At 75.2% G+C, this 12,691-nt stretch carries 16 protein-coding genes; 10 read left to right on the forward strand and 6 right to left on the reverse strand.

Translation table 11 applies throughout. The features are described from left to right. Positions 1-442, reverse strand: a 442-nt coding sequence (locus ACI79D_RS24540) for an epoxide hydrolase N-terminal domain-containing protein (protein ID WP_456921150.1), incomplete at its 3' end; no start/stop codon positions are given. Between the two features lie 45 nt (positions 443-487). Continuing rightward, positions 488-1,525 carry a thioredoxin family protein gene (locus ACI79D_RS24545; RefSeq protein WP_456921151.1) on the reverse strand — a complete coding sequence of 346 codons (1,038 nt, stop codon included), beginning with the start codon at positions 1,523-1,525 and terminating at the stop codon, positions 488-490. A gap of 172 nt (positions 1,526-1,697) precedes the next feature. Here ACI79D_RS24545 and ACI79D_RS24550 point away from each other — a divergent pair, with 172 nt between their 5' ends. Together ACI79D_RS24550 and ACI79D_RS24555 are read left to right on the forward strand one after the other, a co-directional pair. Next, a complete protein-coding gene (locus ACI79D_RS24550) occupies positions 1,698-2,306 on the forward strand; it encodes a hypothetical protein (protein ID WP_456921152.1) in 609 nt (202 codons plus the stop codon). A gap of 63 nt (positions 2,307-2,369) precedes the next feature. Then, positions 2,370-2,873 (forward strand): DUF2505 domain-containing protein, encoded by a 504-nt coding sequence (locus tag ACI79D_RS24555; protein ID WP_456921153.1) that lies wholly within the window; start codon positions 2,370-2,372, stop codon positions 2,871-2,873. A 7-nt stretch (positions 2,874-2,880) separates the two neighbouring features. On the opposite strand, the gene ACI79D_RS24560 is transcribed toward ACI79D_RS24555, so the two are convergent. Then, a complete protein-coding gene (locus ACI79D_RS24560) occupies positions 2,881-3,294 on the reverse strand; it encodes an N-acetyltransferase family protein (RefSeq protein ID WP_456921154.1) in 414 nt (137 codons plus the stop codon). A 53-nt stretch (positions 3,295-3,347) separates the two neighbouring features. After that, positions 3,348-3,878 (reverse strand): universal stress protein, encoded by a 531-nt coding sequence (locus tag ACI79D_RS24565; protein ID WP_456921155.1) that lies wholly within the window; start codon positions 3,876-3,878, stop codon positions 3,348-3,350. A gap of 175 nt (positions 3,879-4,053) precedes the next feature. Here ACI79D_RS24565 and ACI79D_RS24570 point away from each other — a divergent pair, with 175 nt between their 5' ends. From ACI79D_RS24570 to ACI79D_RS24580, 3 genes are all read left to right on the forward strand, one after another. Further along, on the forward strand, positions 4,054-5,262 hold the full coding sequence (locus tag ACI79D_RS24570; protein ID WP_456921156.1) for a serine/threonine-protein kinase: 1,209 nt from the start codon (positions 4,054-4,056) through the stop codon (positions 5,260-5,262). A 158-nt stretch (positions 5,263-5,420) separates the two neighbouring features. Further along, entirely contained in the window at positions 5,421-5,927 is a 507-nt protein-coding gene (locus tag ACI79D_RS24575; RefSeq protein WP_456921157.1) for a mycothiol transferase, read from the forward strand. Positions 5,928-5,967: 40 nt separating this feature from the next. Then, the gene (locus ACI79D_RS24580) at positions 5,968-7,149 is read left to right on the forward strand and encodes an acyl-CoA dehydrogenase family protein (RefSeq protein WP_456921158.1); all 1,182 of its coding nucleotides are present in this window, start codon (positions 5,968-5,970) and stop codon (positions 7,147-7,149) included. Between the two features lie 9 nt (positions 7,150-7,158). Here the strand turns inward: ACI79D_RS24580 and ACI79D_RS24585 are convergent, their stop codons facing one another. Beyond that, complete coding sequence (locus ACI79D_RS24585) at positions 7,159-7,422, reverse strand: hypothetical protein (RefSeq protein ID WP_456921159.1); 264 nt, start codon at positions 7,420-7,422, stop codon at positions 7,159-7,161. A 128-nt stretch (positions 7,423-7,550) separates the two neighbouring features. Between ACI79D_RS24585 and ACI79D_RS24590 the strand changes: the two genes are divergently transcribed. Together ACI79D_RS24590 and ACI79D_RS24595 are read left to right on the forward strand one after the other, a co-directional pair. Continuing rightward, a complete protein-coding gene (locus ACI79D_RS24590; RefSeq protein ID WP_456921160.1) occupies positions 7,551-8,135 on the forward strand; it encodes a hemerythrin domain-containing protein in 585 nt (194 codons plus the stop codon). A gap of 63 nt (positions 8,136-8,198) precedes the next feature. Continuing rightward, positions 8,199-8,507 (forward strand): hypothetical protein, encoded by a 309-nt coding sequence (locus tag ACI79D_RS24595; protein WP_456921161.1) that lies wholly within the window; start codon positions 8,199-8,201, stop codon positions 8,505-8,507. A 3-nt stretch (positions 8,508-8,510) separates the two neighbouring features. Here the strand turns inward: ACI79D_RS24595 and ACI79D_RS24600 are convergent, their stop codons facing one another. Further along, positions 8,511-8,948 (reverse strand): MarR family winged helix-turn-helix transcriptional regulator, encoded by a 438-nt coding sequence (locus tag ACI79D_RS24600; RefSeq protein ID WP_456921162.1) that lies wholly within the window; start codon positions 8,946-8,948, stop codon positions 8,511-8,513. Positions 8,949-8,968: 20 nt separating this feature from the next. Between ACI79D_RS24600 and ACI79D_RS24605 the strand changes: the two genes are divergently transcribed. The 3 genes from ACI79D_RS24605 (at position 8,969) to ACI79D_RS24615 (ending at position 12,601) form a co-directional block, all read left to right on the forward strand. Next, positions 8,969-10,042: an ABC transporter substrate-binding protein gene (locus ACI79D_RS24605; RefSeq protein WP_456921163.1), complete on the forward strand. Its 1,074-nt coding sequence runs from the start codon at positions 8,969-8,971 to the stop codon at positions 10,040-10,042. Between the two features lie 79 nt (positions 10,043-10,121). Next, entirely contained in the window at positions 10,122-11,579 is a 1,458-nt protein-coding gene (locus ACI79D_RS24610) for an APC family permease (RefSeq protein WP_456921164.1), read from the forward strand. Next, positions 11,576-12,601: an acetamidase/formamidase family protein gene (locus ACI79D_RS24615; protein WP_456921165.1), complete on the forward strand. Its 1,026-nt coding sequence runs from the start codon at positions 11,576-11,578 to the stop codon at positions 12,599-12,601. The genes ACI79D_RS24610 and ACI79D_RS24615 overlap by 4 nt, the downstream gene beginning before the upstream one ends. The last annotated feature ends 90 nt before the right edge of the window (positions 12,602-12,691 follow it).

Here is a 12,691-nt window from a genome sequence, read left to right on the forward strand (position 1 = left end):
AGCCCGGCATCGACGGGACCACGACGTGGAAGGCGTCCGATGCGCTCCCGCCGTGCGCCGTCGGATCCACGAGCAGGTCGATGATCTTGAGCTGCTCGATGACCGACCCCGGCCAGCCGTGGTTGACGACGATCGGCAGCGCGTCGTCGTGCGGCGACCGCACGTGGATGAAGTGGATGTCCAGGCCGTCGATCTCGGTGAGGAACTGCGGGAGGGCGTTGAGGCGCGCCTCGCACCGGCGCCAGTCGTAGTCGGTCGCCCAGTGGCGCGCGAGCTCCTGCATCGCCGCGAGGGGCACACCCTGCGACGAGTCGGGCACCGTCTCCCGCTCGGGCCAGACCGTCGCGGCGACGCGCCTGCGCAGTTCGGTGAGGGCCTCGTCGGACACGTCCACCCGGAACGGGCGGATCGCCCGGCCGGTCTCCTGTGCGACTGCGGTCATGGCTGTGCCCGTTCCTCTCCGTAGGCGGATCCGAGTCCGGCCGGCCTAGCCGAACGTGAACGCGAAGGCCCGTACGCCGGGGTCGGAGAACGCGATCTCGAACGTGCGCGGGACGACCGGGCCGCGCTGGCGCACCAGCTGGTACAGCCGCGGCTCGGTCACCGTGCCCGCCCCGTCTGCGTCGACGTCCTCCCCCGCGTCGGGTCCCGGCGGCCGCCCGTCCAGGCGCACCTCGAACCTCGCCCCGCCGGCCGGCGGGGCGAGGACCAGGTGCAGGTCCCGGGCCGAGAACCGGGCCACGAGCCGGCCCCCGGCCTCGTCCAGCAGGACGGCGTCCGGCTGCACCGTCCACCCGCCGGCCAGGGCCCAGGAGCCGGTGGCCAGCCGCGCGGGGGCGGTGTACCGACGCGGGAGGCCGGACACCGCGGGCTCCGGGGAGGCGAAGCCCTCGGTGCGCTCGGCACCGAGGTAGTTCTCCGCCGAGCCCAGGTCGGCCCAGTCGGCGGCGGCCTCGATGCCCCCGGCCGCCTCGACGGTGACCGGTGCGGGGAGCCGGTCGCCGGCGCCGGCCTCGCCCAGCAGCTGCCGGATGGCCTCCTCCGACTCCTCGTAGGCCCCCTCGCCGAAGTGGGTGAAGCGGATGCGCCCCTGCGCGTCGACGACGTAGAGCGCGGGCCAGTACATGTTGGCGAACGCCGTCCAGACCGCGTAGTCGTCGTCGATCGCGACCGGGTAGGTGATGCCCCGCTCCCGCACCGCCCGGCGGACGTTGCCCGCGTCGTGCTCGAACCCGAACTCCGGGGTGTGGACCCCGAGCACCACCAGGCCGGCGTCCCGATAGGCCTCGGCCCAGGCGCGCACGTACGGCGCGGTGCGCAGCCAGTTGATGCAGGTGTAGGTCCAGAAGTCGACGGCCACCACCCGGCCGCGCAGGCCCTCGGTGGTCAGCGGCGGCGAGTTCAGCCACCCGGTGGCGCCGTCCAGGGGCGGCATCGACCCCTCGGCGGGACGCCGCCCGGGCGCCCAGCCGGGGCCGCGGATCGCCTCGCGGACGGCGGCGAGGAGGGACCTGTCGGACGCCATGACGCGCTCCTCGATGCGGGTGCCGAGCCGGGGAACCAGCGTCGTCCGGTTCTCCCCGAGCGGGAGCAGAGACGAAGGGCCTGCCGTGGTGTGTCGGGACGGCCGGTGACCGGTCGGGCCCCCGGTGCAGCAGACGCAGCACCGCCGGCCCGCGATGCCCGAGGATGCGCGGATGGACGACTGGGACGAGTCGGTCTCGATGCGGCTGGCCTGCCTGGCGCTGGACCGGGGGCGGCTGACCGACGACCTGGTGACGGCGCTGGCGGTGCGCGGGACCCTGCTGGTGGACCTGGCGCTGCGCGGCCGCGTGCGGGAGACCGAGGACGCCGTGGAGTTCGACGACGGGCCCACCGGGTTCCCGCCGGCCGACCGGCTGCTGGCCGACGGCGCCCCCTCGCTGACCGAGCTGCTGCGCCGGGGCCCGGTCGACCAGGAAGACCTCGCGGCCGAGCACCTGCGCCGGGGGTCGTGGACGCTGCGCCGGCGGTGGCCCGGGACGCGCTACACCGACACCCGCGCCGACCGGACGGCGGCCGACGAGCGGGCCGAGGAGTCGCCGCCGGACCGCGAGTGGACGCCGGCGGACGCCGCGCTCGTCGCCGTGGCCGGCACCCTGGGCCTGCTGTCCACGCCCCGGGCGCTGCCGACCGAGGAACTGCTGGAGCACACCGGACGGGTGCGCTGGCTGGTCGACCTGGTCGTCGAGGAGGTGGACCGGGCGATCACCCGCGGCCGGTTCATGGGCCGGGCGGTCACCTGGGTCGACGGCACCCCCGGCTGAGCCGCCGACGGCCGGCCCGGCCGCTCGACGAGCGCCGCGGCGCGGGACGGCCGAGGATTCGGCGTGCCCATCGACCACGTCGCCACCTATCCCGCCGGCCCGGACGACGTCCTCGCCGTCCTCACCGACGAGTCCTTCCTCCGCGACTACACGCAGGCCCTGGGCGCCCGGCTGGAGGAGGTCGACACCGCGACCGATGACGACGGACCCCGGACGACGGTGCGGCTGCACGCCCCCACCACGGGCATCCCGGCGGTGTTCACCCGGTTCGTGGGCCGCGAGGTCCCCGTCGTCGACCGCCGGGTCTGGACCGCCGACGGCGACAGCGGCCACCGCGGCGTCCTGCACGCGAGCGCGGAGGTCTTCGGCCGGACCGCGGTCATCCGCGCCGAGCGCCGGCTGTCCCCCGTCCCGGGCGGCACGCGCTCGACGGTGACCGGGGAGGCGGAGGTCGACGCACCGCTGCTCGGCCGGCAGGCGGAGGCCGCCGTCCGGGAGCTGGCGCTGGTCGTGCTGCGGCGCGAGGACGAGGTGCTGCGGCGCTGGCTGGGCGACCCGGAGCGGTAGCGCCCGGTCAGGAGAGGTCCCGCGCGTACCAGACCTCCCGGAGCCGGTGGCCGCGCCACTCGCGCTCGAGCACCTCCCCGGTGGCCCGCCAGCCGTCGGACTCGTAGAAGCGGCGCGGTCCGGTGTTGCGCTCCTCGGTGCGCAGCCGCGCCCGCCGGTGGCCGGCCGACCGCAGCCGGTCGAGCACGGCGGCCAGCAGCAGCCGCCCGGTCCCCCGTCCCTGCTCGTCGGGGTCGACGTACAGGTAGGCCACCTCACCGGTTCCCGCATCGGCGCGCGCGAAGCCGACGACCCGCCCGTCCCGCTCGGCGACGAGGAACCCAGGCTCGGCCACCCGCGGCCGCCAGGTGTCCACCTCGGGCTCGGCGAGCACGTCCCCGAGGAACGACGACCAGGCAGCGCGCCCGGCCCGCGCGTGCACCGCGGCGACCGCCGGGGCGTCGTCCGGCGTGGCCGGACGGAGCCCGGGCCCGGTCAGCCGACCGGCGCCGGCGCGGTCGCGGCCCGCTCCCGGCGCAGCCGCAGCCGGTGGTGGTGGGCCTCCGGCGGGTGGACGACGGTGACCGGGCAGGTCGCGTGCAGGACGCACTGCATGCCGGTCGACCCGATCAGCATGGTCGAGAACCCACCGTGGCCGCGGCTGCCCACCACGAGCAGGTCCGCGCCCAGCGACTCGCGGAGGAGCACGTCGGAGGCGCCGCCCAGGGAAGCGACGACCCGCACCTCGGGGGTCGGCTGCGGCAGTTCCTGCCGGACGCGCTCGACGAACTGCTCCGCCCGCTGCGCGGCGACGGTGTGCGCCTCCGGCGGCTCGTACTCGCCCACCGCGTCGAAGTCCATCCAGTCGCTCGGCGCGCGGTACGCGGTGACCGCCTGGACCGGCACGCCGCGGCGGGCGGCGTCCTCCAGGGCGAAGCGCAGCGCCGCCCGCGCCCCCTCCGAGCCGTCCACGCCGACGACGACCCGCGGCTCCCGGACCGGACTCCCCTCGGCCTGCTCGGTCATGACGTCCTCCCGGCCGTCCCGGCCGCGGGCACCGTGCGCCGCGGTCCGCCGGCCGGCTCCGAGCATGTCCAGCCCGCCCAGCAGCCGGACAGGGACCTTCGTCGCCGGGCGAACGGCCGCCCGACCCGTACGCCGCGCGGCGGCGGAACCGCCGCCCCGGGCGTACCGTCCGCCCATGGCTGCGGAGCCCTCCACAGTGGATCGGGTGGTCGCCGGGCGCTACGCGCTGCGCGAGGTGCTGGGCCGCGGCGGCATGGGCGTCGTCTGGCGCGCCACCGACCTGAAGCTGGAGCGGCCGGTCGCGGTCAAGGAGGTCACCTTCGCGCTGCACCTGTCCGAGGAGGAGCGGCGCGTCCTGCGGGAACGCACGCTGCGCGAGGCCAAGACGGCGGCCCGCCTGGACCACCCCTGCGTCACCGCGGTCTACGACGTCGTGGAGGAGGACGGCCGGCCCTGGCTGGTGATGGAGCACGTCGAGTCGTGCAGCCTCCAGCAGATCGTCGACCAGCAGGGGTCGCTGCCGTGGGAGGCGGTGGCCCGCATCGGCCTGGACGTGCTCTCCGCGCTGGAGGCCGCGCACCGGGCGGGGATCATCCACCGCGACGTCAAGCCGGCCAACGTCCTCGTCGCCCCGGACGGACACGCCTGCCTCACCGACTTCGGCATCGCCACGGCCACCGGTGACTCGGCCATCACCACGACCGGGGCGATCATCGGCTCGCCGTCCTACATGGCACCGGAACGGGCCAACGGCGAGTACCCGCGCCCGCCGGTGGACCTGTGGTCCCTGGGCGCCACCCTCTACACCGCCGTCGAGGGCCGGCTGGCCTTCGCCAAGGGCGAGCCGATGGCCACCCTGATGGCGGTCGTCACCGAGGAGCCCGCGCCGATGGTGCGCGCCGGCCCGCTCGAGCCCCTGCTGCGCGGGCTGCTCACCAAGGACCCCACCCGGCGCGCGACCGCCGAGCAGGCGCGCCGGGACCTGGAGGCCGCGCTGACGCAGGTGGCCGCGCCGGCGGGCTGGGCGCCGCCCCGGTCCACGCCGCCGCGGCCGGACGCCGACCGGCCGCCGCCCGAGGGCAGCCGGGTGGAGCGGTTCGACGCCGCGGACCTCAAGGCCCTCGCGTCGGCCTCGGCCACCGCGCTCGGTGCGGTGGCCCGGGACGCCGGTCACCGCCTCGCCGAGCGCCGGCGGGAGCGCCGGGACTCCTCGCACGGGCGGCAGGCGCCGGCACCGGCCCCGCTCCCGCCCGCCCCTCCGCCCCACCGCCGGCGGTTCAGGCGCCGGTGGGTCGTCGTCCCCGTCGTGACCCTGCTGCTGCTGACCCTCGCCGTGCTCGCCGGCCTGACCGCCCTGGCCGGGTACCTGCTCGGCTGGTTCTGAGCGCGCGGCCGCGGCCTCCCTGCGGCACGCTCGGCAGACATGACGACGCCCTCCCCCGACCGGCCCCAGCCGCGCGACATCGCGCTGGAGCTGGAGACACCCGAGCAGGCCGCCGACCTCGAGGCGCAGAGCGACCCCGAGAGCGGGGACGAGGACTGATGCGCAGCCGCGACCTCCTCCTCTACGCCTACGAGCAGATCGCCGAGACGTTCTCCGCCACCGTCGAGGGCCTGTCCGCCGAGGACCTCGCCGCCCGCCCCGCGCCCGGCGCCAACCCGATCGGCTGGCTGGCCTGGCACCTGATGCGCGTGCAGGACGACCACGTCGCCGACGTGGCCGGCACCGAGCAGGTGTGGACCGAGCAGGGCTGGGCCGACCGGTTCGGCCTGCCCCTCGACCACGGCGCCACCGGCTACGGGATGAGCGCCGAAGAGGTGGACGCCGTCCGGGTACCGTCGGCGGAGCTGCTGCTGGGCTACGGCGAGGCCGTGTCCGCGCGGACGGCGGAGTTCCTCCGCGGCGTGGACGACGACGATCTCGACCGGGTGGTGGACACCCGTTGGGACCCGCCGGTGACCCTCGGCGTCCGCCTGGTCAGCGTGATCGGCGACGACTTCCAGCACCTCGGGCAGGCCGCCTACCTGCGGGGGCTGCTGGGCCGGTGACCGGGCCGGAACGGCCCTTGCTGCCCTAGCGTCGGCGCTCGTGACCAGTCCGGACTTCTACGCCGTGGAGGAGCTCCTCGAACCGGAGGAGGTCGAGCTGCGCGACCGGGTGCGCGCCTTCTGCGAGACGGAGGTGACGCCGCGGATCAACGACTACTGGGAGCGCGCGGAGTTCCCCTTCGAGCTGGTGCCCAAGATCGCCGCACTGGGCATCGCCGGCGGCACCATCCAGGGGTACGGCTGCCCGGGGATGAGCGCGGTCTCGGCCGGCCTGGTCGCCGCCGAGCTCGCCCGCGCCGACGGCAGCATCGGCACCTTCAACGGCGTGCACAGCTTCCTGGCCATGCAGTCGATCGCGCTGCTCGGCGACGAGGAGCAGCGCGAGCGCTGGCTGCCGGCCATGGCGCGGATGGAGAAGATCGGCGCGTTCGGCCTCACCGAGCCGCGGCACGGCTCGGACGCCGTCGGTCTGGAGGCCTCCGCCCGCCGGGACGGCGACTCCTATGTGCTCAACGGCCAGAAGAAGTGGATCGGCAACGGGTCGATCGCCGACCACGTGCTCATCTGGGCGCGCGGCGAGGACGGCGCGGTGGGCGGCTACGTGGTCGACAAGGGGACGCCGGGCTACGAGGCCACCGTCATGACCGGCAAGACGGCGCTGCGGGCGGTGTGGCAGGCCGAGATCACGCTCACCGACGTCCGCGTGCCCGCGGAGAACCGGCTGGCCAACTGCACCTCGTTCAAGGACGTCTCGAAGGTCCTCGACCGGACCCGCTACACCGTCGCCTGGCGGGCGCTGGGCCTGGCCACCGCCTCCTACGAGCTGGCCCTGGCGCACGCCCTGCGCCGCGAGCAGTTCGGCTCCCCCATCGCCGGCTACCAGCTCGTGCAGGACAAGCTGGCCCGGATGCTCGCCGAGATCACCTCGATGCAGCTGATGTGCTGGCGGCTGTCGAAGCTCGCCGACGCCGGCCGGATGACCGCCGCCATGGCGTCGCTGGCGAAGATGAACCACGCCGCCAAGGCCCGCGCGATCGTCGCCGACGCCCGCGACGTCCTCGGCGGCGACGGGATCCTGCTGGACAACCACGTGGCCCGCCACCACGCCGACATGGAGGCCGTCTTCACGTTCGAGGGCACCGACTCCGTGCAGGCGCTCATCGTGGGACGCGAGATCACCGGCCTGTCGGCGATCAGCGGCCGCCGCCCCGAGCGCCGCTGACCGCGGGGTTCACCCGACGGCGGTGAGCGGCCTGGCCTCCACCGAGGTCAGCTTGCGGCACTCGGGGCAGGCGGTGCGCCCGGCCCCTACGCGGCCCCACTGCTGCGAGCCCCACACCTGCACGATCGCGCCGCAGACCGCCAGCTCGACCTCGCCGTCCAGTTCGGACGGCGGCCGGTGGGCCTCCACGGCGTGCCACGGGTGGCTCTGCTCGGTCGGCCGTCCCGGTGACCAGCGGTCGGGACGGGCGAAACCCACGGCGTACGACTCCACACCACCCCTGTAACCGTGATCACACCCGCGAAACAACCCGGGCGGGGATTCGGACGGCGGTGTCCGGATCGGTGTGACCAGGCCCGCAGCAGGGAACCGAAGGGACCTGTCGAGGGGAGGAGCACGCCATGACCCAGACCGAGGACCAGCGCGACGTCGTCGAGCTGTTGAGCGCCGACCACCGGGAGTTCGACCGCATCTTCACCGAGCTCGAAGGGCTGTTCGGACAGGCGGGACCCGACGCCCTGCGGCGCAAGCGGGAACTCGTCGACGAGGTGACCATCGGCCTGGTCAAGCACTCGGTGGCCGAGGAGACCCGGGTCTACCCGCGCGTGGAGGAGCAGGTCGACAAGGAGGAGGCCGAGCACTCCAAGCACGAGCACGCCGAGGCCGAGGAGACGATGAAGCGGCTGGAGCGGATGGACCCGGACGACCCGTCGTTCGACACCGAGGTGGCGACGCTGATCCGCGAGATCCGGCACCACGTCGAGCACGAGGAGAGCCGGATGTTCACCGAGCTGCGCGCGACCTTCAGCCGCAACGAGCTGGTGGAGATGGCGCGGGAGGTGGAGCGGGTCAAGGCCATGGCCCCCACGCGGGCGCACCCGATGACCCCGAACGAGCCGGGGGTGCGCACGGTCCTCGGGCCGGTCGCCAGCCTGCTGGACCACCTGCGCGACGCGGTGAGCGGCCGGGGGAAGAAGGCCGACTGAGGGGACACCGCCCGCTCCTCCCGCGTTACCGTCGACAGGCACGACCCGGGAGGAGCGCACGCGGTGGAACCTGTCAGCCTGCTCGTCGGCGCGGCCCTGCTCGCCGTGGGCTTCCTCGGCGGACGGCTGAGCCGGCGCACCAAGCCCGCACCGCCGGCGCTGCCGGCCCCGCTGTGCGGGTGCGGGCACACGCTCAGCCAGCACGACACCGAGAGCAACACCTGCTACGCCGAGCTGCGCCGGGACACCTTCGACAAGCGCGGCCGCTGGTCGGGCCACCAGTGGGTGCCCTGCACCTGCCGGCAGTACGTGGGCCCGCGGCCGATCGACGAGGTGTTCATGCCCCGGCTGCTCCCGCCGACGACCGAGTGAGGGTCAGTCCTCCAGGTCCCTGAGGGCCCGGACCAGCGACTCGACCCGCGCCGCGCCCAGCGTCTCGGCGAGCGCGGCCTCGTACGCACCCACCAGCGCGGCCAGTCGCGCCAGCCGCGTCCGCCCGCGCGCGGACAGGTGCACCCGGACGCGGCGCCCGTCGTCCGGGTCGGGCAGCCGGTAGGCCTCGGCGGCGTCGACCAGCCCGTCGACCAGCCGGGTCAGCGTCGGCGCCGGCAGGGAGAGCGCCGCGACCAGCTCGCCCATCGACCGCCCGGGCCCGGCGGCCAGGCAGCGCATCACCCGGTAGCCGTCGAGCGTGGCGCCGTCCTCGGCCAGCACGGCCGCGACCCCGCGGGCCACCCGGCGCTGCGCCACCGTGAGCAGTTCGACCAGCGACGGGGCCGCCGACACCGGGCTCGCCTGCTGCTCGACGACCATGGCCGCACCATACTCAGCGGGTGCCCGAGCCGACCGGTCCGCTGGACGCGTGGGAGGCCACCCTCCTCCCCCGCCGTCCGGACGTCGTCCGGATCGGGCTGGCCGTGCCGCTGTCGGGGCCGCTGGCGCTGACCGCACCGTCCGCGCTCGACCTCGCCGGCCTGGCCGCCGACGAGGCCAACGCCGGCGGCGGCGTGCGGGGCCGCGCGGTGGAGCTGGTGACCGTCGACTCCGGCCGCCCGCCGGCGCAGGTCGCCGCGGAGGCGGCCGCCCTGCACCAGGCCGGCGCCTTCGACGTCCTCGTCGGCTTCCACACCAGCGACGTGCACCGGGCGCTCGAGGCCGCGCTGGCCGGGCGGGTGCGCTACGTCTTCACCCCGCCGCACGAGGGCGGCCGTCGCCGTCCGGGCGTGCTGCGGATCGGCTCCTCCCCGCGCGACCAGCACGCCGCCGCGCTGGCCTGGCTGGTCACCGCGCACCGCGCCCGCCGCTGGGTGCTCGTCGGCAACGACTACGTGTGGCCGCAGGCGGTGCACCGGGCGGCGGCGGTCGTGCTGCGGGAGCTCGGCGCCGAGGTGGTCGGCGAGCGGCTGGTGCCCTTCGGCGCCGACGACCCGGGCCCGGTGCTCGACCTGGTGCGGCGCACCCGGGCCGACGCGGTGCTGCTCAGCCTCGTCGGCCGGGACCTCGTGGCCTTCAACCGGGAGTTCGCCCGCAGCGGGCTCGCCCGCCGGGTGCTGCGGCTGTCCGGGGCGCTGGAGGAGAACGGGCTGTACGCCATCGGCGGCGACCGCACCGGCGAGCTGTTCGCCTGCATGCCCTCCTTCGCCGCCTCCGACGGCGCCGCCGACGAGGGACAGCTCGCGCTCCAGGAGCGGCACGCGCGGCGGGCCGGCCCCACCGCGCCGGTCGTCTGCGCCTACGCCCGCGGCGTCTACGACGGCGTGCGCCTCGCCGTCTCCCTCGCCGAGCCCGGGACGGCGACCGGGCCCGGGACGGCGACCCGGCCGGGGACGGCGACCCGGCCGGCACCCGCGCGGCCCCGGCTGGCCCGCGCCGAGGGGCTCGCCTTCGCCGAGGTGCGCACCACCTGACCCCACTTGCTTCCACTTGGAAACAACTGGGGCCTACTCTCTCCCCGCCCGGCCCCCGAGCCGGAGGAGAGGAGGAGCCGTGAGCGACCCCCGCACCACCACCAACGCCGGTGACCCCGCCGGCCGGCCCCCGGGCGCTGCCCGGGGCCCGATCCCCGCGACCGGCGACCCCGGCGTCGAGGCCTTCGGCTACCGGCAGGAGCTCAAGCGCTCGCTGAGCTTCACCGACCTGCTGGTCTACGGCCTGATCTTCATGGTCCCGATCGCGCCGTTCGGCATCTTCGGCAGCGTCTTCCAGGCCTCCGGCGGGATGATCGCGCTCGCCTACGCCATCGGCGGCCTGGCCATGGCGTTCACCGCCGCGTCGTACTCGCAGATGTCGCGGGCCTTCCCGATGGCCGGGTCGGTCTACACCTACGCCGGGCGCGGCATCGCCCAGCCGGTCGGGTTCATCGCCGGCTGGATGATCCTGCTCGACTACGTGCTCGTCCCCGGCCTGCTCTACCTGATCGCCGCCGTGGCGATGAACTCGATCTGGGCGTCGGTGCCGATCTGGGTGTGGCTGGTCGCGTTCGTCGTCCTCAACACCGTCGTCAACTGGTTCGGCATCGAGTTCACCGCCCGGGTGAACAAGATCATGCTGGTCGCCGAGCTGATCGTGCTGGCGATCTTCCTGGTGATCGGCATCGTCGCCCTGGCCTCGGGCGAGGGCCGCGGCTTCGACTTCTCGCCGATCTACAACAGCGACACCTTCTCGCTGGAGCTCGTCTTCGGCGCGGTGTCGATCGCGGTGCTGAGCTTCCTCGGCTTCGACGGCATCTCGACCCTCGCCGAGGAGAACCGCGAGTCGGCCCGGTCCATCGGCAAGGCGATGATCGCGGCGCTGGCGCTGGCCGGGACGCTGTTCATCGTCCAGACCTGGGTCGCCGCCCTGCTCGTCCCCGACCCCGACACCCTCATCGCGCAGGGCGACGCGGCCGGCACGGCGTTCTACGACGCGGCCGAGGTCGCCGGTGGGGCGTGGCTGTCCACGCTGACCGCGATCGCCACCGCCATCGCGTGGGGCTTCGCCAACTCCCTGGTCGCGCAGGCCGCCACGTCGCGGCTGCTGTTCGCCATGGCGCGCGACCGCCAGCTGCCCGGCTTCCTGCGCAAGGTGCACCCGACCCGCCGCGTGCCGGTCAACGCCACGCTCCTGGTCGCCGCGGTCTCCCTGGTGCTGGGCCTGTACATGAGCAGCCGGGAGGACGGCATCTCGCTGCTGTCCACGCTGGTCAACTTCGGCGCGCTGTCGGCGTTCCTGCTGCTGCACGTGTCGGTGGTCGTGCACTACGTGGTCCGGCAGAAGAGCCGGAACTGGTGGCTGCACCTGGCCGTGCCGGTGATCGGGTTCGCGATCCTCGTGTACGTCGTCATCAACGCGCAGGTGGCCGCGCAGACCCTCGGGTTCGTGTGGTTCGGCATCGGCGTCGTCCTGCTGGTCGTCCTGCTCGCCACCGGCCGCGAGGCGGAGCTCCGCGCGGAGGAGGGCCTGTGACGACGTCCCTGGAGGTCGTCACCGTCGAGCCGACCGCCGACCAGCTGCGCTACACCTTCGGCGGCGGCGAGCCGCTGGTCACCGTGGCCCCGGGCACCGTGGTCGAGCTGACCACCGAGGACTGCTTCGGCGGCCGGGTGCGCGGGGTCGACGACCTGCCCAGCCGGGTCTGCGAGTTCCCCTACCTCAACCCGGTCACCGGGCCGATCGCGGTGGAGGGCGCCGAGCCCGGCGACACCCTCGCCGTTCACCTGGTCGAGATCGCGCCGGTGCGCGACTGGGCGGTGTCGACGACGTTCCCGCACTTCGGCGCGCTGACCACCACGCACTCGACGGCCATGCTGCACGAGGCCCTCGAGGAGCTGGTCTGGGTCTACGAGGTCGACCGGGAGCGCGGTACCTGCCTGTTCCGGCCCCGCCGCGGCGGCCCGGAGGTGGAGCTCCCGCTGGACCCGATGCACGGCACCATCGGCGTCGCCCCGGCCGGCGGGGAGGTGTTCGCCAGCATCACCCCGGGCGCGCACGGCGGGAACATGGACACCCCCGAGGTCCGGGCCGGGACGACGCTGTACTTCGGCGTCAACGCCCCGGGCGGGCTGCTCTCCCTCGGCGACGGGCACTGCCGGCAGGGCGAGGGCGAGGTGTGCGGCACCGCCGTCGAGGCGGCGATGCGCACCGTCGTGGTGGTCGACCTGGTCAAGGGCGGCGCGGCGCCCGCGTGGCCGCGGCTGGAGACCGACGAGTTCCTCATGTCGACCGGGTCGGTGCGGCCGCTGGAGGACGCGTTCCGGATCAGCCAGCACGACCTGGTGAGCTGGGCGTCCCAGCTGACCGGCTGGGACCCGCTGGACGCCTACCAGCTGGTCAGCCAGGCGGGGTTGGCGCCGGCCGGCAACGTCGTCGACACCAACTACACGATGGTCGCCAAGCTGCCCAAGCGGTACCTCGGCGGCGCCGTCGCCCTGGACGGCGTGCACGACCGGCTGCGGGAGACCGCGGCCGCCTACCTGGCCGAGCGCTGAGGCCCGGGGGGGGGGGGGGGGGGGGGGGGGGGGGGGGGGGGGGGGGGGGGGGGGGGGGGGGGGGGGGGGGGGGGGGGGGGGGGGGGGGGG

The sequence above is a fragment of the Geodermatophilus sp. SYSU D00708 genome, assembly GCF_054050115.1.

Excerpts from the sequence above, each read along its gene's own strand:
- ACI79D_RS24565 (WP_456921155.1), bottom strand. The coding sequence starts at position 3,878 with ATGACCGAGCAGGCCGAGGGGAGTCCGGTCCGGGAGCCGCGGGTCGTC.
- ACI79D_RS24590 (WP_456921160.1), top strand. The coding sequence starts at position 7,551 with ATGACCCAGACCGAGGACCAGCGCGACGTCGTCGAGCTGTTGAGCGCC.
- ACI79D_RS24545 (WP_456921151.1), bottom strand. The coding sequence starts at position 1,525 with ATGGCGTCCGACAGGTCCCTCCTCGCCGCCGTCCGCGAGGCGATCCGC.
- ACI79D_RS24600 (WP_456921162.1), bottom strand. The coding sequence starts at position 8,948 with ATGGTCGTCGAGCAGCAGGCGAGCCCGGTGTCGGCGGCCCCGTCGCTG.
- ACI79D_RS24575 (WP_456921157.1), top strand. The coding sequence starts at position 5,421 with ATGCGCAGCCGCGACCTCCTCCTCTACGCCTACGAGCAGATCGCCGAG.
- ACI79D_RS24550 (WP_456921152.1), top strand. The coding sequence starts at position 1,698 with ATGGACGACTGGGACGAGTCGGTCTCGATGCGGCTGGCCTGCCTGGCG.
- ACI79D_RS24570 (WP_456921156.1), top strand. The coding sequence starts at position 4,054 with ATGGCTGCGGAGCCCTCCACAGTGGATCGGGTGGTCGCCGGGCGCTAC.